This is a genomic window from Parafrankia sp. FMc2, from assembly GCF_041008525.1.
Classification (GTDB): Bacteria; Actinomycetota; Actinomycetes; order Frankiales; family Frankiaceae; genus Parafrankia.
Window position 1 is genome coordinate 17,560 of the sequence record NZ_JBFLUG010000073.1, and the last position, 20,886, is coordinate 38,445.

16 protein-coding genes and 2 pseudogenes are annotated in these 20,886 nt (G+C 67.5%); 4 read left to right on the forward strand and 14 right to left on the reverse strand.

Annotated features, from left to right (window positions below; genetic code table 11):
* Positions 1-292 precede the first annotated feature (292 nt).
* From AB1460_RS22680 to AB1460_RS22740, 13 genes and pseudogenes are all read right to left on the reverse strand, one after another.
* The gene (locus AB1460_RS22680) at positions 293-1,084 is read right to left on the reverse strand and encodes an alpha/beta fold hydrolase (RefSeq protein WP_368963962.1); all 792 of its coding nucleotides are present in this window, start codon (positions 1,082-1,084) and stop codon (positions 293-295) included.
* Between the two features lie 72 nt (positions 1,085-1,156).
* Positions 1,157-2,287 (reverse strand): annotated as a pseudogene (locus tag AB1460_RS22685) (CaiB/BaiF CoA transferase family protein); the annotation flags it as partial.
* Entirely contained in the window at positions 2,287-2,418 is a 132-nt protein-coding gene (locus tag AB1460_RS22690; protein WP_368963939.1) for a hypothetical protein, read from the reverse strand. The gene AB1460_RS22690 and the pseudogene AB1460_RS22685, both read right to left, overlap by 1 nt.
* Before the next feature lie 38 nt (positions 2,419-2,456).
* Positions 2,457-4,274: an AMP-dependent synthetase/ligase gene (locus AB1460_RS22695; RefSeq protein ID WP_368963941.1), complete on the reverse strand. Its 1,818-nt coding sequence runs from the start codon at positions 4,272-4,274 to the stop codon at positions 2,457-2,459.
* 49 nt (positions 4,275-4,323) lie between these two features.
* The gene (locus AB1460_RS22700) at positions 4,324-5,898 is read right to left on the reverse strand and encodes an aldehyde dehydrogenase family protein (protein ID WP_368963943.1); all 1,575 of its coding nucleotides are present in this window, start codon (positions 5,896-5,898) and stop codon (positions 4,324-4,326) included.
* Positions 5,899-6,006: 108 nt separating this feature from the next.
* Positions 6,007-7,182 carry an NAD(P)/FAD-dependent oxidoreductase gene (locus AB1460_RS22705; protein ID WP_368963944.1) on the reverse strand — a complete coding sequence of 392 codons (1,176 nt, stop codon included), beginning with the start codon at positions 7,180-7,182 and terminating at the stop codon, positions 6,007-6,009.
* Positions 7,183-7,184: 2 nt separating this feature from the next.
* A complete protein-coding gene (locus AB1460_RS22710) occupies positions 7,185-7,379 on the reverse strand; it encodes a ferredoxin (protein ID WP_368963945.1) in 195 nt (64 codons plus the stop codon).
* A gap of 28 nt (positions 7,380-7,407) precedes the next feature.
* Complete coding sequence (locus AB1460_RS22715) at positions 7,408-8,637, reverse strand: cytochrome P450 (RefSeq protein WP_368963947.1); 1,230 nt, start codon at positions 8,635-8,637, stop codon at positions 7,408-7,410.
* Between the two features lie 27 nt (positions 8,638-8,664).
* Positions 8,665-9,492, reverse strand: coding sequence for a mycofactocin-coupled SDR family oxidoreductase (locus AB1460_RS22720; protein WP_368963949.1), 828 nt, complete (start codon positions 9,490-9,492; stop codon positions 8,665-8,667).
* 107 nt (positions 9,493-9,599) lie between these two features.
* Positions 9,600-10,013 (reverse strand): hypothetical protein, encoded by a 414-nt coding sequence (locus tag AB1460_RS22725; protein WP_368963950.1) that lies wholly within the window; start codon positions 10,011-10,013, stop codon positions 9,600-9,602.
* Positions 10,014-10,092: 79 nt separating this feature from the next.
* Positions 10,093-11,262: an acyl-CoA dehydrogenase family protein gene (locus AB1460_RS22730; RefSeq protein WP_368963952.1), complete on the reverse strand. Its 1,170-nt coding sequence runs from the start codon at positions 11,260-11,262 to the stop codon at positions 10,093-10,095.
* Between the two features lie 15 nt (positions 11,263-11,277).
* Entirely contained in the window at positions 11,278-12,090 is an 813-nt protein-coding gene (locus AB1460_RS22735) for an enoyl-CoA hydratase/isomerase family protein (RefSeq protein WP_368963953.1), read from the reverse strand.
* The gene (locus AB1460_RS22740; RefSeq protein WP_368963954.1) at positions 12,087-14,018 is read right to left on the reverse strand and encodes a flavin-containing monooxygenase; all 1,932 of its coding nucleotides are present in this window, start codon (positions 14,016-14,018) and stop codon (positions 12,087-12,089) included. The genes AB1460_RS22735 and AB1460_RS22740 overlap by 4 nt, the downstream gene beginning before the upstream one ends.
* A gap of 386 nt (positions 14,019-14,404) precedes the next feature.
* Here AB1460_RS22740 and AB1460_RS22745 point away from each other — a divergent pair, with 386 nt between their 5' ends.
* From AB1460_RS22745 to AB1460_RS22760, 4 genes are all read left to right on the forward strand, one after another.
* A complete protein-coding gene (locus AB1460_RS22745; RefSeq protein ID WP_368963956.1) occupies positions 14,405-15,901 on the forward strand; it encodes a carotenoid oxygenase family protein in 1,497 nt (498 codons plus the stop codon).
* Positions 15,898-17,052, forward strand: a complete 1,155-nt coding sequence (locus AB1460_RS22750) for an acyl-CoA dehydrogenase family protein (protein ID WP_368963957.1) — start codon at positions 15,898-15,900, stop codon at positions 17,050-17,052. The genes AB1460_RS22745 and AB1460_RS22750 overlap by 4 nt, the downstream gene beginning before the upstream one ends.
* Before the next feature lie 41 nt (positions 17,053-17,093).
* Positions 17,094-17,885, forward strand: a complete 792-nt coding sequence (locus AB1460_RS22755; protein WP_368963958.1) for an enoyl-CoA hydratase/isomerase family protein — start codon at positions 17,094-17,096, stop codon at positions 17,883-17,885.
* An 815-nt stretch (positions 17,886-18,700) separates the two neighbouring features.
* Positions 18,701-19,384, forward strand: coding sequence for a TetR/AcrR family transcriptional regulator (locus tag AB1460_RS22760; protein ID WP_368963960.1), 684 nt, complete (start codon positions 18,701-18,703; stop codon positions 19,382-19,384).
* 763 nt (positions 19,385-20,147) lie between these two features.
* Here the strand turns inward: AB1460_RS22760 and AB1460_RS22765 are convergent.
* A pseudogene (locus AB1460_RS22765) lies at positions 20,148-20,759 on the reverse strand (IS6 family transposase); the annotation flags it as partial.
* Positions 20,760-20,886: the final 127 nt, after the last annotated feature.

Genomic DNA, 20,886 nt, shown 5'->3' on the forward strand with positions numbered 1-20,886 from the left:
CGTGGCCCGGACCCACCAAGCCGCTCCTGCCGCATCGGCCGGGCCTACGACGGCCCAGTTCGAGAGGTGTCCCGAACCGGGTCCGCCGAGCGGCCAGAGAGCCTCGGCGACCACAGGCGGATATTTTTGGACTAGCAAGCTCAATAATAGAAGGGCTCGACTGGCAGCGTCAACGGGCGCTACGGCAACGACCTGACCATCAGTGCCATCGACAGGACTCGTTCACAACGCCGCCGGCAAGGTGCGGAAACATCTGCTGCGCACCGAGTGGCAGGAGGTACGCGGTTGGTGACTACCGCGTTGGCAGGAACTCGAGCACAGCGCGCTCGAACTCGGTGGGGGCCTCCAGCATTGGGTAGTGACCGCAGTCGGGCAGCTCCACCAGGGTGGCACTGGCCAGCTGGGCGTTAAGCCATCGGGCGCCCCGGGCCGAATGAACAGGGTCATGCGCCCCGATGACCTGCAGGACGGGCTGTGTCACCGCGGGGATCAGGTCGAGGAGATCGGTCTCGAGCATCGAGTGGTAGCAGGCGAGCGCCGCCCGTGACGGCATCCTCAACGAGATCTCGAGCAGCCACGCCGTGACCTCCTCGGTCGGCTTCTGAGCGAACGCCGAGACGAGGGTCTCGCGGCGGGAGCTGATCCGGTCCTGTTCCTCACCGCTCAGCAACGCGGGCAGCACCGCCTCTACGGGCGCGCCGAACGGGAACCCGATGCTGCGGCTCGCGCGGACCCCGCTCGATCCGACCAGTACCAGTTTGCCGACCAGATCCCGGCGGGCGGCCGCCAGCCCGAAGGCCACCTGCCCTCCGAAGGAGTGCCCGACGACGGTGGCATCGTCGAGTGCGAGAGTGTCGATCACCGCGCCCAGGTCGGCCGCCAACCGGGTGACCTCGTAGCCGGTGAACGGCTTGTCCGACCCGCCGTGCCCACGCTGGTCCACGCACACCACGCGGTAGCCGGCCGAGGCGAGCAGCAGGGCCGTCCGATCCCAGAGAGTATGATCCAGGCCGAAGCCGGGCACCAGGACAACGGCCGGCCCGTCGCCGAGATCCTGCACAACCAGCCTTGTCCCGGGCTCCACCTCGACCAGCCTCGTCGGAAGCCGAGTGCCGCCGGCAGGCGCTGCGGGGCGGCTACCAGCGGCCGAATCCGTGACGACGGCCTCGGCTGCGACAAGCTCGTCGACATCGAGACCGAGGGATTCGAGCACCTCGCGGGTGTGCGCGCCGGGAGCCACCGGAGCGTTCGGGGACGCCGACCGCGTGCGGGAGAATCGCGGCGCGGGCGCGGGCTGGGGCACGCCCCCCACATCGATGAAGCTCTCGCGCGCCACCAGGTGAGGATGCCGCGGGGCCTCGCGCAGGGACAGCACCGGGGCGACGCAGGCATCCGTCCCATCGAAGATCTTGCTCCACTCGGCCTGCGTGCGGCCCGCGAACGCGGTCGCGATCGCCGCACGCAGCTGTGGCCGCCTTGCCGCATCGTCGCGGTCGCCGGCCTCCTTCGGGAGGCCGAGCAGGTCGACGAATGTCGCATAGAACTTCGGTTCGAGAGCACCGACCGCCATCCACCGCCCATCGGCGGTCTCGTAGGTGTCGTACCAGGGCACGCCGCCGTCGAGAAAATTGACTCCCCGCTCGTCACGCCAGCGACCCGAGGCCATCAGGCCGTGCAGGATACCGGTCAGCGACGCCGCGCCGTCGACGATGGCGGCGTCGACAACCTGGCCCCGCCCCGAGCGCGCAGTCTCCCACACGGCGGCGAGCACACCCATCGTCAGGAACAGCGATCCGCCCCCGAAATCACCAACGAAGTTGATCGGCGCTACCGGCGCCTCGCCCACGCGCCCGATCGCCCCCAGCGCACCCGTGACGGCGATGTAGCCGATGTCGTGGCCTGCCGAGTACGCGAGCGGGCCCTCCTGCCCCCACCCCGTCATCCGGCCATACACCAGCCGCGGGTTGACCGCCCACAAATCGTCCGGGCCGAGGCCGAGCCGCTCGGTGACACCGGGCCGGAAGCTTTCCAGGAATACGTCTGCCCGCGTGACCAGACGTTTGAGGACATCGACCCCCGCTGGCTTGCCGAGATCGACGACCACCGATTTCCGGTTGCGGCGCAGCACGTCGACCAACGGGTCCACACCGCTCGCGGGCGGGCCGGGGCGCTCCACCCTGATCACTTCGGCCCCCATGTCGGCCAGCAGCATCGCCGCGTAGGGTCCCGGGCCGATCCCTGCCAGCTCGATGACAACCAGCCCGGTAAGTGGGCCGTGGTCGACCATCATGTGCTGATCTCCTCCGTTCGCTTCGCGACCTCGCGAAGGTTGCGGCGCATGGCCTTGCGGCTGGCGTTGACCGGCATCGGGGCCGCCCCGTAGATGATCGATCGGAGCTGTGCGTAGTCGGAAGTCACCGGCAGCGGGACCCACCGCGATCGTCATGTGAGCTCCGTCAGGACTTGTAGAGCTGGTCGATCTGGTCGGCGTACTTGCGGTGGATGACGCGCCGCTTCAGCTTGGCCGTCGGCGTCATCTCGTCGCTGTCGGGCAGCCAGGCCGCCGGCAGCACTGCGAACTTCTTGATCTGTTCGTTGGTGTTGAGGCGGACGTTGCCCCGCTCGACCGCGCGGGAGATCTCCGTGTGAATCTCCGGGTGCGAGGCCAGCTCGGCCGGGGAGTGGCCCTCAAGCCCGAGCCGCCTAGCGTACACCGGCAGTGCCTCCGGATCAAGGGTGATGAGCGCGGTGATGTAGTTGCGGCGGTCGCCGACCGCGACGATCTGGCCGATCAGGCTGCTCTCACCCTTGATCGTGGTTTCGATGTGCGCCGGGGACATGTTCTTCCCCTGCGAGTTGATGATGATCTCCTTCTTGCGGTCGACGATCATCACGAAGCCGTGGCCGTCGATGACGGCGATGTCACCGGTGTGCAGCCACCCGTCCGCATCGAGCGAGTCAGCGGTCTCGGCGGGCTGCTTCCGGTACCCGACGAAGTTCAGGTCACTGCGTGCCAGAAGCTCACCGTCCTCGGCGAGCTTGATCTCGACCCCCGGCAGTGCCTTGCCCGCGGTCCCGGCTTTGAAGTCCTCGACGCGGTTGAAGATGTTGAGCGACCCCTCGGTCAGACCATATGCCTCGAGCATCGGCACGCCGACCGCGCGGAAGAAGATCGACAGTTCGGGAGCCGACGGCGCGCCGCCGACGAACGCCGCCTTGATGCGGTCAAGCCCCAGCCGCGCCAGCACCGGACGCAGCAGCTCGGTGCCCTCGTCGTACTGAGTGACCAGCTTCGCGAGCTCCTCCTCGCCGGCCCCCGAGCCCGCCTCCGCGGCCAAGACATACTTCTTGCCGGTCTCAATCGCCGCCTGGAGCACGCCGCGCTTGGCCTCGTCCGGTTCCGCGGCGACGACTCCCTCGATCGCGACCTGCAGCTTCTCCCACAGCCGGGGCACCGAGAAGAACGCGTCGGGCCGGTGCCTGGCCAGTGCCACCGGTACCTGCGACATGTCCGGGCAGACGGTGATGGCCGCCCCATAGGCAAGAGCCATGTACTGGCTGGTGATCCGGCCCCCGGCGTGGGCCATCGGCAGGAACGAGATGATGCCTTCCGTGGGCAGCGGCAGGGCGGCATCCAGCGAGCGCTGCTGGCTCAGCACGGTACGGTACGACCACTGCGCGCCCTTCGGCATACCCGTCGTCCCGGATGTGTAGATCAAGGTGGCGATGTCGTCGGGTGCGATCGCCCGCCAGGATGCGTCGAAGTCGAAGTCCGGCGAACCCGCCGCCTCCACATCGGCCAGGGTGAGCGCACCCTCGACATCCGCGTCGACGACGACGACGTGGCGAACCTGCTCGCCCAGTTCCGCGACGGCCGCACGAACCCGGTCGAGGAACGACTGCTGCGTGATGACAATCGTCGAATCGGCAATGCGCAGCTGATGCGTGATCTGCCCGGCCGGGGAGCTGTTGAACACGGCGAAGGGTACTGCCCCGATGTGGTAGGCCGCGTAGTCGATGAGGTGGCATTCGATCGTGTTCGGCAGGATCAGGGCGAGCGTGTCGCTGCGTCCGAGCCCGAGTCCCGCGAGACCTGCCGCGACCGCCCGTACCCGTTCTCCGAGCTCGCGCCAGGTGTAGCTGACCGATTCGTCGATGGTGCGTAATGCGGGACGGTCGCCGTAGCGTGCGATGACGCGCTGAAATGCCTCGGGAACGGTCCCGCCGTCAAGGGGTCTGCTGGTGACGTCGGCTGCGACGTCGATCGTGGTCATGGGAGCTCCTGGGACGGTCGTCTGTGCGGGGCGAGAAGGGGTGGGGGACCTACGAAGGCGTGCGCCCGAGGCGCCGCTTCCAGCCGTGCGTGCCGGTCAGTCGTAGCACCCGCCTGACCAGGGCACCTTTCGCCAGCGTGTACGGGTACCAGTGCATCTCGTTCTTCAGCGGGATCCGCTCGGACACGAACGCCTGCTGGCGGGTGTACTTGCGCACCCCGTTCGGCCCACCGAACCGGTGGCCGATCCCCGACTGCTTCCAACCGCCCATCGGCAGCGGGAACTGGAACACATTGGTCATCGCGTTGTTGATGTTCATTCCGCCGGTCTCGATACGGCGGCCGACGCGGCGGCCCCGAGCCGGCGAGGACGTCCAGACGCTGCCCGCAAGCCCGTACTGCGAGTCGTTGGCCAGCGCGATGGCCTCCTCCTCCGATTTCACCCGCATCACCGGCAGCAACGGGCCGAAGGTCTCCTCCCGTATGCAGTCCATCGAGTGATCGACGTCGACGAGGACCGTCGCCGGGTAGAACAGGCCGCGCTCGGCGCGTCGGCCACCGGTCAACACCCGCGCGCCCTTGGCGAGCGCATCCGCGACGTGATGCTCGACGATCGCCAGCTGATCGACGGTCGCCATCGCGCCGTAGTCGGCGGCGAACGCCCCCTGGGCATCGTGTCCCTGGCGCAGCCGCCCCACCTCTGCCACGAGCCTATGGACAAACTCGTCGTAGACAGGCGCTTCGACGTAGATGCGCTCCACCGCGACGCAGGACTGCCCGGCGTTGAACAGACCGCCCCAGACCGCGCCGCGGACGGCCCGATCCAAGTCGGCGTCGGACAGGACGATCATCGCGTCCTTGCCGCCGAGTTCCAGGCTGGCCGGGATCAGCCGTTCGGCGGCGCGGATCCCGATCGCCCGCCCGGTCCGTGTGGAACCGGTGAACTGGATCATGTCGACGGCTTCGATGACCGCCCGCCCGGTCTCGCCGGCTCCGGTGGCGCACCCGAGCACCGGAGGGGCGTCGATCTCCTCGTTCCAGGCGCGCACGACCTCGGCCCAGGCCAGTGGGGTGACCTCGGACGGCTTGGTCAGAACGGCGGCACCCGCCATCAGCGCCCCTGGCACGTCCATCATCTGCATGGCGAGCGGGTAGTTCCACGGAGTGATCACTCCGACAAGCTGGTACGGGCGCCGGAGGATGCGCAGACGCTTGTTGAACGACGCGGGCCCGTGGATCGAGCGCCGCTCGTCGGCGAGGAACTTCCCGCCGCGCTTGGCATAGTAGTTGATCACTTCGACGCAGACCATGAGCTCGATCGAGGCATCGCCCCAGGACTTGCCCGCCTCGCGGTGCACGAGCCCGAGGACGTGGTCGGAGTTGTCCACGATCCAGTTCAGCCAGTTCAGCAGGTGCCGGGCCCGGCCACGCGGGCCGAGGTCCTCCCATTCGAGTTGGGCGGCCCGCAGGGTCTGGGCCAGCGCGTCAACCTCGGCCGCGGTCTGATCTGGCACCGCTCCGACGGCTTCGCCGGTGGCGGGGTTAGTGACCGCGATCTGCTTCCGGTCGGCCGGTGCGGCCGATGTGCCTGCGGTGGGAACCACAGCAGCCCTCGTGGTCGCCATAGAGGGCTCCTTTCTCCAGGCGGCGGGACGACCTATGACCCGCATCACGATCCACACATTATGAGACCATATTTCTCAATAGAAACCCGGTCCGGACTTCTATTGAGATCAGGCCGAGCGCAGACGCAGCGCTCGCTGGTAGCCGAGCACCGCCTTCGGCATGTTGAACGCGATCACGCCCACGACCTCGCCGGCACGCCGTGCCTCCACGAGGAGCGCACGGCGTGCCGGATCCTCCTCGACCAGGGCAAGCTGATCGGCGGCACGCAGGTAGCCGACCGACTTGATCTTCATGTCGTACTGGTCCGACCAGAACGAGGGCACGGAGGTCAGCACGGTACGCTCGTCTGCGGCCGCCACGAGATTCGTCGCCACGACGTCGGCCATGTCCCGCGCGTTGGACCAGTGCTCGACGCAGACCGGGCCGGGTGCATGCGGGTGGGCCCAGGCCGCGGCATCGCCGACCGCCCACAGTCCCGGCACGGGCGCTCCTGCCTCGTCCAGGGCCCGGCCGGTCCGGTCGACCTCCACCGCGCCGCCCCGCAGCGCGACGCCTGCACCGGCCAGCCATTCGGTGTTGGGCAGGGAGCCGATCGCGACGAGCACCGCGTCGGCGGGCAGGAGCTCGCCGTCGGCCAGGCGCACTCCCCGCACCCGCGCCTGTCCCTCGATCGCGGCCACGGTGGTGCCAAGCCGCCACCGGACCCCGTGCTCGGCGTGGCGCTTACGCGCAACCTCCCCCGCGACATCACCCAGCACCGGCATCGGATGGGCCGACACATCGACGACTGTGACCGCGAGGCCGCGCTGGCGTAGTGTCGCCGCCGCCTCACACCCCACGAAACCGGCGCCGATCACGACGACGTCGACCGCGTCGGCCAGGTCGGCCTGGAACGCCGCCACGTCGGCCAGAGAACGGAGGGTGTGCACGCGGGCGACCGTCGGCGGGCCCGGCCACGGTCGGGCCCGCCGACCTGTCGCGACGACGAGATCGTCGAAGCCGAGATCCGTGCCGTCCGTCAGCGTGAGGACCTGGCGACCGAGCGAGACTCCGGCCACCGCGGTGCCCAGCAGCCACCGCACGTCCGACGTCTCCCCGGCCAGCAGGCACTGCTCCGGCGTGAAGGTGCCCGCCAGGAGCTGCTTCGACAGCGGCGGCCGATCGTAGGGCAACGATTCCTCGTCGCCCACGACGATGACGTCCCCGTCGAAACCTGCGGCCCGCAGCGACCGGGCGGTCCGGAAGCCACCAAGCCCGCCGCCTACGATGACGATGCGCCGCACCGTCAGTCCTTCACCAAGATTGCTGAGACTGGACACATCCGGGCCGCGCTCTCGACCTTCGCACGCAGCTCCTCGGGCGGCGTGTCGTTAAGCACCGTGACGACGTCCGAGTCATCCTGGAGGTCGAAGACCTCGGGTGCCTCCATCACGCAGTCGCCGTGCATCTCGCAGGCGCCGACATCGACCTCAATTTTCATGCTGGCTTCCTTGTCGGACAACGGCCGGTCAGGCCGCGGTGATCGTGATGGGAAGCTCGAACACGCCGCGCGAATAGTTGTCACGTATGTACGACACCTCGCCGGCCTGCTCGATGGACCTTGTGCGCTGCAACAGCTCCTCGAGCAGAATCTTCATCTCCAACGTCGCGACGTGCTTACCGAGGCACTGGTGCGGGCCGCGCCCGAAACTCACGTGCGGATTCTTCTCGCGGGCGAGGTCGAATCCGCGCGGGTCGTCGAAAACCCGCGGGTCGAAGTTGCCCGCGGTGAACAGCATGAGGACGATGTCGCCCTCCTCGATCGTCTGCCCATGGAGCTCGTGCGTCGCGGTCGCGGTGCGCACCAGGTGTGTGAACGGCGAGGCGATGCGCACGATCTCCTGGATCGCGGTGTTCGGTATGTCGCTCGCCCGCTCCCGCAGCCACGCCATCTGATCGGGGTTCCGCAACAGCGAGTGCATGCCGTGCGACAGCGCCGTGCGGGTACTCTCCGCGGCCCCGCTGGCCAGCAGCGCCACGTTGCCGAGAATCTCGTCCTCGGAGATCACGTCGGCGGCCGCCACAATCCGGCTCAGGACGTCGTCGCCTGGATGTTTCCGCTTGAGCTCGGCGAGATCGCCGGCATAGACGAGAAGCTCGCCGATCGCCACCATGACGTTGTCGAATGACGGAGTGATCCGCGTGTCGAAGGGGGCCGCGAAGGTGTCGACCCAGCCGAAGAACTTCGGCCGGTCCTCGTGCGGCACACCGAGCACATCACCGAGGGCCTCCATCGGCATCGCGTGGCCGATCTCCTGGACGAAGTTGATCGTCCCCTTCTCCAGCGCCCGGTCCACGACCGTGGCCGCGTACCCGCGGAACTTCTCCTCCAGCTCGCGGACGAACGCCGGCGTGAAGCCCTTCGCCATCACGCCGCGCTGTTCCTTGTGCTTGGCGCCGTCCATGGTGAGCATCGCGGGCATCCCGCCCATGGTCGGGTCGATCGGCGTGACCTTCCAAGCGTTTACGTAACCCCGGTCGGCGGCGTAGAGCTCGCTGTCGCGATCGACCCGCCAGATGTCCTCGTTGCGGCTGATCACCCACGCCCGGTCGATCAAGGCCGGATCGTGGAACTCATGCAGATAGCAGGGCTTCTCATCACGAATGAATTCGTAGGCGTCCAGCGGCAGCCCGTAGGTGTTGGGATTGCCGGCGGCGTACACGGCCGGGTCGAAGACGTCGATGCTGGTCACGGTCATGGGATACTCCTGGGTGGATGACCGGTGTCAGCGGGCGGTGAAGCCGGCGTCGACCACCACCGTCTGACCGGTGATGTACTTCCCGGCGTCGGAGACGAGATGGACGATCGTGTTGGTGACGTCCTCGGGACGCAGCAGCCCGTCCGGCACCGGCAGGGGGTTCTGCAGGTTCTCTGCGATCTTCGGAAACTCCTGCACGAACCTGCCGAACGCCTCGTTGATAATCATCGGCGACCCCACTCCGGTCGGGTGCACCGTGTTGACCCGGATCCCCTCCGGGGCAAGCAGGAGTGTCCAAGCCCGCATCAGACCAACGACGCCGTGCTTGGACGCGATGTAGCCGAGCACACCCGGGCTGCCATCCGACATGCCACCGACGAGGCCCGCCGTCGAGCTCGTGATGATGATCGAACCGCCTCGACCGCCCGCTCGGATGTGCGGAATCGCTGGGAAGACGGTGTTGTACACGCCCTTCAGCATGACGTCGATCCCTGCATGCCAGGCGTCGTGCCACTGGCGCTGCTCACCGGTGATCGCCATGATCCCCGCGTTGGCGAGCACAATGTCGAGCCGGCCGAACTGCGCGACGCCCTCCTCGAGGACCGCGGTCACCACGCCGAAATCGCGCGCGTCGGCCTGCACGGCGTGGATCCGCCGCCCGGCCTTCTCGACCAGCGCGATGGTCTCCTGCAGGTCGGCCTCGGTCGCTAAAGGGTACTCGACCGACGGTTCGTCATGGCAGATGTCGAATCCGATGATGTCCGCACCCTCCTCGGCCAGCCGCACGGCGTGGGAACGCCCCTGGCCGCGGGCGACGCCGGAGATGAAGGCGACCTTGCCGTCAACGAGTCCCATCTCGTCTCCTTCTTCGCGTTAGATCTGGACCTGCTGATCTCGGAACTTCCGACGCCGACCTCGACACAGGTGGTCGACGCGAACCTCTGGCACGGCGGGGGGACGGGTCAGGCCTCGACCGGTCGCCCGAGCTGTTCCAGGTGGGCGGCGTACAGAACGTAGGCGGGCTGGAGGGCGGGAACCAGGCCCAGCAGCTTCGTCACCCCGCCGGCGACCTTGATCTTCTTACGAGCAAGCGCGATGGGCAGGTTGAGCTTGCCGAGCCAGAACCGGTTCCCGTCGGTACCGCTCATCTCCAGCTCGACCTCCGCGGCGGACCCATCGGCCTCCGCGCCGCTGCTCAGCAGCAGCGTGTCCTTGGTCGCGTCGAGGAGGAAGACCGCCTCGGGTTCGAAGTGGCGGATCCGGAAGGAGGTCTTCGTCTGCGCAAGCTTCGGGCCCACGACCGGGTCCGCGATGAGGCTGCGGTAGAAGGGGAGAAGAACCTCGTAGATCTCCTCGGTCGACCGGAAGGCGGTCATGATCACATCCCGTTTCACACTTTAATGAGCCTACCCGTCTCATTAAAATGAGAGTATGCGTCACCGTCAAGACGTGCGCTCATCCTCGCGCGCTGGGCCGCAGACCGTACGAGCCCGCGATGATGTCGCGCTGGATCTCGTTGGTCCCCGCATAGATGGTCGGCGCGATCGCCAGCCTCAGGTGCCGCTCCATGCCGTACTCGACGGCGTAGCCGTACCCGCCCATCATCTGCACACCCTCGAGCGCGATCTTCTTCGCCGTCTCGGTGACCTTGACCTTGGCCATCGAGGCAGCGCGCATCCGCTCCGTGGGCGTCCCGTCGCCCAGCTCAATCCGGCGCATGGTCGCATAGGTGAGAGCGCGTGCGGACTCCAGCTCGATCGCCAGGTCCGCAATTCGGTGCCGCAACGCCTGAAAGGTGCCGATCTTGGCGCCGAACTGTTCCCGCTGGCCGACGTAGGCAAGTAGGTCGTCGAAGGTGCGCTGGGCCATCCCCAGCCCTTGAGCGGCACAGACCAGCCGCTCTCCGTTCAGGCCGGCCATCAGCTGGCGCCAGGCCTCACCGTCCTTGCCGACGACTGCTGAGGCCGGCACATCGACATCGGTGAGGAAGACGTCGTTGACCTCCCTGCCCCCCATCGTCGCGATCGGGCGGATCTCCAGACCGGGCGCGTCGCTCGGCACCAGCAGCATCGTCAGTCCGTCGTGGGGGCGATCGCCACGCGAAGTCCGCGCCACCAGCAGGATCCAGGTGGCGAACCGCGCATCGGAGCACCAGGTCTTCTGCCCGTTGATCCGGAACCCGGCGGAGGTGCGCTCGGCGCGGCACGAGATGGCCGCGGCGTCGGAGCCCGCCCCGGGCTCGGAGATGCTGATCGACATCACCTGCCCCTCGCAGATCGCGCCCAGCAGCTCCTTCTTCTGCTGCTCCGACGCGTATCCCTTGAGGATCCCCGCCACGGTGTGCGAGGTGCCCGCACCATGGACAGGGGCCAGCCCACGCCAGAGCTCCTGGAACAGCAGGAGCTGCTCGGTCAGCCCACCGCCGCTGCCCCCGTACTCCTCGGGAATGGAGACCCCGAGGTAGTCCGCTCGGGCCAGCTTCTCGTGCAGAGCCTGGTTGTGCTGCTCGGCGCCCCCGTCGGTCAGCGCGTCGAGCTGCTCGCGAGTGCCGCACTCCTTGTCGCAGAAGGTACGGATCGCAGCAGCGAAGTCGCGCTGCTCCTCGGTGAACCCGTAGATGTCCATCGTGCCCACGTATCCTTACCCGCCCATCCAGCGGGGCGTCCGCTTCTCGAGGAAGGCCGTCATTCCCTCCACCCGATCGGCGGTGCCAAAGGCCAGTTCCATCAACCGGCGCTCGGTCTGCATCCCGGCGCTGAGAGTGGTCTCGTCGGCGGCGAGCACAGCCCTCTTGGCCAGCCGGATCGCCACCGGCGGCCCGGCCGCGACCGCGTGCGCCAGCTCCAGCGCACCGGAGCGCCAGGCGTCGGGCGCGGTGACCCGGTTGACGAACCCCAGCTGCTGCGCCTCGTGCGCGGTGACCGGGCGGCCGGTGAGCACCAGCTCCATCGCCCTGTGCTTGCCGACGATTCGGGTCAGCCGTTGGGTGCCGCCACCACCGGGCATGATCCCGACCTTGATTTCGGCCTGGGAGAATCGAGCAGTCTCGGATGCGACCACCAGGTCGCATGCGAGCGCCAGCTCACATCCACCGCCGAACGCGGCGCCGGAGACGGCTGCGATCAGCGGCACCTCGATCTCACGCAGCCGGAACCAGAACCGGCTCGACGGCGCGGCCAGCACGTCCGACATCTTGCGGTCGCGCATCGACACGATGTCGGCGCCTGCGACGAACGCGCGGTCGTGCCCCGCGATGACGACCGCTCCCACATCTGGGTCTTCGTCCAGCCTACGTAGATCGGCGAGGATAGCGTCCATCAGCCCCGGGGACAGCGCATTCAGCACGGCCGGGCGGTCTAGCTGCAGCAGGGCGACCCGGCCGTCCCGCTCGAGCCGGACCAGCTGGTCACGGCCGCTCCGGCCGGCCTCCCAGCCGACAGCCTGCGCCGTCATGCTGTCGGCCCAGCCTGGCCGTCGGCCCGGTAGTCGCCCAGGTCGAACCGCAGCGTCCGGTCCCAATAGTCCAGGTACTTCCACGGGCTGCTGATGACCACTCGACCCGCCTCGTTGCGGTACCAGTTCGTGGCGCCGCGATGAGCCCAGATCGAGCGCTCGAGCGCCTCGTCGAGCTCGTCGTTGTACTTCCAGAACACGTCCTCGCGCACATCGAGGGCGGTATGGCCGGACCTGATCAGGTGGTCGACGGTCTGCATGAAGTAGCGCACCTGGAACTCGGTGGCGATGACGGCGCTCCCGCCGTGCCCGGCGTTGGTGTTGGGCCCGTTGAGGATGAACATGTTCGGGAAGTCGGGCACGGTCAGGCCGAGATGGGCGCGAGCGTCATGGTCCCCCCACGTCTCGGCAAGAGTCTTCCCGGACCTCCCACGGATCTCCATCGGCCAGAGGAACTGCAGGGCCCGGAAGCCAGTGGCGAAGACCACCACGTCGACCTCGTGGAACTCGCCTCTGCCGGTGACGACACCGTTCGGGCGCAGCCGCGCGACCCGGTCGGCGACAAGCTCGACGTCGTCACGCTTGATCGTGGCGAACCACCCGTTATCGATCAAAGGACGCTTCGAGTACGGCGGGTAGTCCGGCAGGCAGGCCTCGACGAGATCCGGGCGGTCGGCGAGCTGCTCCTTGATATACCTGGTGAGGAAGACGCGATGGCTCTCGTTGTTCGCGTTGACCGACCGCTCCTGGTGCGGCCAGCTCGGGTCCACCTGCAACTGCGGGTGCAGCCGGTCGCTGAAGTTCCAGAACGCCCGCAGCCGGTACCAGGCCGCGTAGACCGGGATCTCACGCATGACCAGGCGGACGGCCTCGCTCACCGGCCGCTGGTAGTTCGGGTGCGGGACCGCCCACTGCTTGGAGCGCTGGAACACGACGACCCGGCTCGCCTCATCGGCGATCGACGGCACGAGCTGCATGGCGCTGGCCCCGGTGCCGATCACGGCGACCCGCTTGCCGCGAAGGTCCACCGACGTATCCCACTGGGCGGTGTGCATCACCGGACCGGCGAACATGTCGATCCCGGGCAGGTCGGGTACAAGCGGCCGGTTGACCATCCCGACGGCAGGCACGAGCACGGTGGCGGTGAGCTGCTGCTCCGAGCCGTCCTCGCCGCGCGCGACCACGTGCCAGCGAGAGGTCTTGGAGCCGAAGTCCGCCCGGACGACCTCGTGACGAAACCGGATGTGAGGCCGGATGTCGTACTTGTCGACGATGTGTTCGAGATACTCCCACACCTCGTCGCGCTTGGCGAAGTAGCGCGTCCATTCCGTGTTCGGGTCGAAGGAGAAGCAGTAGAGGTGGCCCGGGGTGTCGACACCGCAGCCCGGGTAGGTGTTTTCCAGCCAGGTGCCGCCGACCGTCTCGTTCTTCTCGATGATCGTAAACGGCACACCCGCCCGCTTGAGCTTGATCGCCGCGCACACGCCCGAGATTCCCGCCCCGACAATCAGCACATGGAAGCCGTCCGGCGCAGGCGGGAGGTCGACATCCCTGCTCCGGATACCCAACTCCTCGGCCAACAGCGGCCCGTACTCGGCCGGAACAGCCTCGTCGAGGGCGATCGCGAGCATCTCTGCGACCTCCTCCGGGGTGGGCTCCGAGGGGGTCAGCTCCCCGGCCCGAACCCGCAGCACCGCATCAAGCGTCGCCTCCCGGATCTCGTCCTGCCGCTCGGCGGGCAGGCCACCGCTGTCGTTGTCGTCGAGCCCTCTCGACCTCGTCGGCCGGTACGGCGGCTCGAGCCAGTGCCGGTCCCCGGTCAGGTGAACCAACGTCATCAGCAGGCTCGGAACGTTCGCCTCACGCAGCGCCGCTCGCAGTTCGGCGACATCGGCATGACCGCGCTCCACAGCAGCGGTCCGACTCATGGGACACCCTTCCCTCCGACGAGAGCCGGCCCGCGGGATCGGCGCGGACCGGCCACTCAGCGATCCTCGACCGATCGCGGGCCCACGGCTCGACATCGTCGCGTAAGTTTATGAGCCATGTCGTCTCAATAGTAAGGCGCGACGGGGACTCTGGTCAAGCGCCACGGCGGCCACCGACCAGCACCCCCTCGCAGCCCGGGCCGAGCCTCGGATCCGCCCGAGCCGAACAGCACCCGGCTCGCCTCGGCAGACCGCTACCTCCACGCTCGACCCCGTGCTAGAGTGACAATGTTTATTGCGACCGTGTGCCTCAAAAATAATTACGATTCACCGACAGTGACAGAGTCGGGGTCACACCGTCGCGGCGTCGAAAGCAGGAGGTTGAGATGGGCTATCCACTCCCCCGCGAGACCGCGCTCAAGGGCCCGTTCACGCCGATGCGGTTCGAGGCGACAGTCGAGGAGTGCATCGTCAGCCAGGGCGAGATTCCGAAGGACCTGGCGGGCGGCTTCTACCGCACCGGCCCGACCTGGAAGCGACCCACCATGCAGGGCACCAACCCACTGCTCTCGATGGACGGCATGGTGCAGGGCCTGGTGCTGAACAACGGCCGGGCCGACTTCCGCAACCGGTGGACCCGCACGCCGAAGTACCTGCTCGAGGAGAAGCACGGTAGAGGCCTGTTCGCCTGGACCGACGGCGGGTTCCACGACTGGCGCGACTTCGCCTATGGCGACGTGGAACGGGACCGCGTCAACCGGCACACGCCCCAGGGCACCAGCAACATCAACGTCTTTCCGTTCGCCGGCGAGATGGTCGTAGCCAGCGAGCAGGGTGGCCCGCCAATCGCGCTCGACCCGATCACGCTGGAGACCCGCGGCATCATGCCCTGGTCCTCACAGCTGTCGCCGGGCCTGCACCAGCCCGTGGTCTACGGCGACAACAGCTTCGCCGCCCACCCGAAGTGGGACCCCGACACCGGTACGCTCTATGGCTGGAACTACCGCGACACCGCCCCGTACGTCACGATGCACACCGTCCACCCGGACGGCACCGTCGACAGCCGCGACCTCTGGGATGCGCCGTACAACTCGGTCGCGCACGACATCTGGCTAACCCCCAAGTGGGTCGTGATGCCGTTCCAGCCGTTCACCGTGGACAGGAAAAAGATCACAGACCGGCAATTGGGCATCTGGGGCTGGGATCAGAGCCTGCCGATCGTGATCGCACTGATCCCGCGGGACGACGTCGACGCCGAGATCCGCTGGATCACGACGGACCTGCCAGCCGAGTACATTATGCACACCCTGTCAGCCAATGTCGAGGACGGGAAGCTCACCCTCGACGGACCGATCTTCAACCGACCGCCGTTCCCGTTCGAGCAGGACTTCGCCAAGGGCGACGACATCACGCTCTTCTTCGCGATCGCCAAGAGCTACCTCGGCCGATGGACCATCGACCTGGAGACCGGGAAGGCGGTGAGTGAGCAGCTCTCCGACCGGCCCTCGGAACTGCCGAAGGTGGACGAGCGCTTCTACGGCAAGGGCTACACCTGGGGCTTCCAGGTCGGCGGTGTGGTCAAGCGCAAGGGCATGTCGATGAACAGCCTCGTGGTGACCAACATGCGGACGCTGAGCGAGCAGGTCTACCAGATCCGCTCCGGCGAGCCGGCTGCGGTGCTCGAGGCGACGTTCGCGCCCCGCAGCAAGGACGCGCCCGAAGGCGACGGCTACGTCATCGTGCCGGTGTCGTGGTGGAGCGAGAAGCGCGGCGAGTACCTGATCTTCGACACCGACGACATCACCGTTGGCCCGATCGCCACCATCGAGCTCCCGTTCGCGCTGGGCTGGACGCCGCACGGCCACTGGATGGACTTCCGGTGACAGCGGTTCTGCCCGCGCCCACCGACCGGGACGTCTACACCGAGCAGCACCATGCCCTCCGCACGCGCGTGCGTGCGTTCCTGGCCGAGGAAGTGGTGCCGGAGTACCCGGGCTGGCGGAGCGCGGGCAGCCCCTCGCGGCGGTTCTGGCAGCGAGCGGGCGAGATCGGCATCCTCGGGATCGGCATCCCCGAGGAGTATGGCGGGCGGAGCGACACCGGCTTCCGTGACAGCGCCGTGGTCACTGAGGAGATCCAACGGCTCGGACTCGCGATCGGCGGGCTGCGGGTCCAGACCGACATCTGTGTGCCCTACCTTCTACATGCTGCCTCCGAGCGGCAACGCAAGCACTGGCTGCCCAGACTCGCCGCCGGTGAGACCGTCGCCGCGCTGGGGATCTCGGAACCGGGGGCCGGCTCGGACGTGAAGGCGATGCAGACCAGGGCCATCCGCGACGGCGACCATTATGTGGTCAACGGCGCGAAGACCTTCATCTCCAACGGCAGCATCGCCGATCTACTCATCCTCGCCGCCAAGACCGATCCCGGCCGCAGGCGCGACGGCATCAGCCTGCTGCTGGTCGACACCCACACTCCCGGCTTCCACACCGGGCGCAAGCTCAGCAAGCTCGGCCTCGAGGCGCAGGATCTGGCCGAGCTGTCGTTCGCAGACATGCGCGTGCCGGCGGACGCACTTCTCGGCGAGGAGGGGGCCGGATTCCGTTACCTGAGCACGAATCTCGCCGCGGAGCGACTCTCGATCGCGGTCAACTCGCAGGCAGCCGCGTCAGCCGCGATCGGCTGGACCATCGAACGCCTCGCCGGCACGAAACCGGGGCAGGACGTGAAGTTCACGATCGCCGGCTGCGCAGCGCAGGTGGCAGCTGGGCAGGCCCTCATCGACCGCGCGATGACCAGGCTCATCGCGGGCACGCTCAGCGGCGGCGAAGCCGCTGCCGCCAAGCTGTACTGCACCGAGTTGCAGGGCCGTGTCGTGCGCTCGTGCCTGCCGCTGTTCCCGCCCGGCGAGGCCTACCGCGCCTCGTCCCTGATCGGGCAGGCACACCTGGACGGTCGAGTGAGCCGGATCTACGGCGGCTCCAGCGAAATCATGAAAGTGATCATCAGCCACGACCTTGGCCTCTCCTCCTAGTCCATCCGTCTGGAACAGCGGGTCCACATGGAAGGAGCCGCATGTCGCAGTACACCGCACTCACGATTCAGCACAACGGCGCGATCGCAGAGGTGACGTTGACGCGCCCCGAGCTGCATAACCGCGTCGATGCGCAGCTGCACCAGGAGCTGGCGGACGCGTTGGACGGGATCGCGCGCGACCGCAAGGTGCGCGCGGTGGTCCTGGCCTCCACCGGGCGCTCGTTCTCGGCGGGCGGCGACTTCGCGCTGATGCAGGCAGCACACGACGACCTCGCCACGCGACAGGCGATCATCGATCAGGGCAGGCAGCTGGTGGAGGCGTTCCTCGCTCTTCCTCAGCCGATCGTGGTCGCGGTCCAGGGACCGGCGATCGGCCTCGGTGCCACGATCGTGCTGTTGTGCGATGTCGTCGTCGCCGCACGCGCGGCGACGCTCGCCGACTCGCATGTCGCGTTGGGGCTGGTGGCGGGTGACGGCGGCTGCCTCGTGTGGCCCCAGGCCGCCGGGATGGTGCGCGCCCGGCGGCACCTGCTGACCGGTGATCCGCTGACCGCTGAGGCGGCATATTCGCTCGGGATGGTCACCGACCTCGTCGCCGCCCCCGAAGACGCGGTCGAGACCGCCCGATCCATCGCCGAACGCATCGCCGCGCTGGCTCCGCTGGCCGTACAGGGCACCAAGCGCACGCTCAACCGGGTGTCCCAGCAGCGGGCCGGTGAGGTCGTGGACCTGTCGTTCGCCCTAGAGGAGCACACCCTCGCCAGCGACGACCTACTCGAAGGGATCGCGGCCTTCCGCGAGCGCAGGCCACCGGCCTTTCGGGGCCGCTGATCGGACTGAGGCATTCGGAGGCGCAGATGATCGGGCTGGTGCCGGCGTAGTTCTTACGTGCCTTCGCGTCGGCGTAGCGCGTCGGGTCGTCCCCGAACTCGGCGAGTACCCGGGCCGCGACGGATGGTGAGCGCCAGACGCTACTACTACCGGGAAGCCAAGATCGCCCCCAGTCACGGACCGGCGGTGCGGGGAGGAGGAACCAAGAGATGGCCCGCCGGAGCCCGGACGGCCCGCTACGAAAGCGCGGCCGACCGCAGCGCGAGATCCATCCGGACGCGGTCGCGGATGCCGTCGCCGAACTGTTCACCGAGGGTGGACGGGACGCTGTCTCGATCATCGACGCCGCCAAGGACTCTGCTGGGGTCTGTTGCATTGGGGGATGGCAGGGCGCTGTTGCATCCGGCAGGGCCGGGAGATCTTGACCGAAAATCTTCCTGTTGGAGGACGCCGGATCCGGTCGTGGAGCACCGTCAACCTGCCGACCGAGCCCCACGAAGGCCCAACTACGGGAAGATCTGCAGCCAAGATCGGCTGGAGTCGCCGGATGCAACAGTGCCGCCCTGCGCCCTTCTCCTCGCCCGCGGCGATCGATGCCCGGTAAGGTCAAATGTGGTGTGACTGTGTGCTCGCCGAGCGTGACACAGATCCACCAATTTATGATGTTGCTTGTCTCGATATATTGGCCACCTGGACGTCGGTCAATCCATCCACCCGCGGGCCGCCATATGATCAACAGTGTAAAGGGGTTCAATCGAACGCCGGGAATCGCTATAGGACCATGGGGGAATCGTGGCAGGACTCAGGAGGCTAGAGTGTCGGACATTCTCCATAACGGGAGGTGCCAGCACCACGAAGAAGATGACGTGGGCCACGCGCCGAGTGGCCCACGCCCACGTGGCCGGCCTCGACGCGAAATCGATCTTGAAGCCGTCGCCGACGCGGTAGCGGAGTTGTTCGCTGAGGGCGGATTCGACGCGGTCTCCATAAACACCACCGCCGAGATGCTCTCCGTGTCCCGGGCCACGCTCTACCGGACCGTCCCGACCAAGGAACACCTTGTCGGAATCTTGTTCGAACGCAGCACCCGCGAACTGACCGACGCGGCACAGGAGATCCTGGCTCGACCAGAGTCACCGCGAGAGCATTTGTACGCCCTGGTACGTCTCCAGATCGACGCCGCCGTTCGCATGCGCCGCTACATGCCTGTGTTCTTTGGTGGAGCCGGCCTGCCCCCCGATGTCTTCGAACGCTGGCACACATGGAGCCGCCGCTACGAGAAGTTGTGGACCGACGCGGTGACCAGGGCGATGGACGCCGGGGCACTTGAGCGGGCCGAGCCGATGATCACGGCCAGGCTCTTGCTCGGCATGTGCATCTGGGTGTCACGTTGGTACCGTCCCACAGAGGGCTACGAAAACGTTGACATCGCCGAAGCGGCCATTAGCCTGCTCCACAGCCCACCCATCGACAACGAGTTCGACACCAAGAGGTACTGAACCGTCCCGAGTTGTGGAGCGGTTCCGAGCCTGGCACCGATTCCGTCGAAGACGCCGCGGCCGAGCTGGCCCGGTCGCCGGTTCGGCGGGGCCGCATCCGGCCGCGTCTGGTTGTCGGCGGCAGACCGATCAGCGGGTCGAGCGTCGGGGGCGCTGTTGCGTTGGCGAGGTCCGCCACCATGGCCACTGATCTGTCATGATCGGATGATGCGTCGACGTCGTGTCCGGCCACCTGTGGGGTGCCAGAACTCGGCCACCGGTATTGACCTGGGGTTTTAGGCGGTTTTAGGGCTCTTCGCAGTTGGCTGGAACCTGTAGCCGGACGACTACAGGGCTGGCGCTTGCAGGGTGACGATCTGCAGCCTGGCTACGTCGTCGGGGGTGTGGTCGGCGTGGCGCTCGTCGCCGAAGAGCCAGGTCAGGACGTTGTCCATGCCCAAGCCGCGAGGCTGCCATACGACTTGCGGCCACACTGCGTCATCGTCGACTGCAACTGCTGGTGATCGGTTGAACACGTTTTCCGGCGTACTGCGAAGAGCCGGTTTTAGGCGGCTCGTTCGTATTCGTTGATCAGGCCGCCGAGGACGGGCTGGCGTTTGATTCGTTCCTTGGTCAGGTCGGCGACGGGATGGTCGGGCCGTGGTGGTTGAAGGCCACAACCGCGGTGGGGCCGTTGTCCGTTGTAGTGGGTCGCGTACTCGGCCAGGACGGGTCTGTTGCATTGCGGGATGGCAGGGCATGGTTGACCCTGCCGAGCGGGTGATCAGATCGCGAGGGTGAGCTCGGTGAACGCGGCTGTCAGCCGTGCGTGCGGGTCGGTGTCGATCCCGAGTTCGTAGTGGCCGCGGCGGATGTTCTGAACGAACGCATGACCTGCGCTGATCGTCTGGGCGGAACGCAGCCGTTTCAGTCCGCGCATCGGGCGGAGCCGGGCTTTCAGGCGGCTGTGGTCGGCTTCGATCCGGTTGTTCTCCCGCGCGGCGTCGACGTGGCAGGCCTCGGGTACCAGCTCGTCCAGGATCCGCGGGTAGACGGGGGCCTTGTCGGTGGTGACCTCGACCGGCCGGCGCCCGTGAGACAACGCCGCGGTGAAGAACCGGCGTGCCGCAGCCTGATCACGGCGGGTGCTGGCCAGGACGTCGATGACCTGCCCGTACTGGTCAACCGCCCGGTACAGGTACGTCCACCGCCCGGCGACCTTGACATAGGTCTCGTCGACGAACCACCGGTCACCAGGACGGTGCCGACACGGCCGGGCCGCGTCCACGAGCAGGGGCGTGAAGCGTTGAACCCACCGGTAGATCGTGACGTGGTCAACCTCGAGGCCGCGTTCAGCGAGAAGCTCCTCGACGTCCCGGTAGGACAGCGAGTACCGGGGTCTGTTGCGTCGACGAAGTCCGCTGCCTCGACGACCTCTACCAGGCATGATCGAGTCATGCGTCGACGTCGTGTCCGGCCACCGGCTCCGACATCAGAGTTCGCCGGGTTCCGGTTCCCACCCG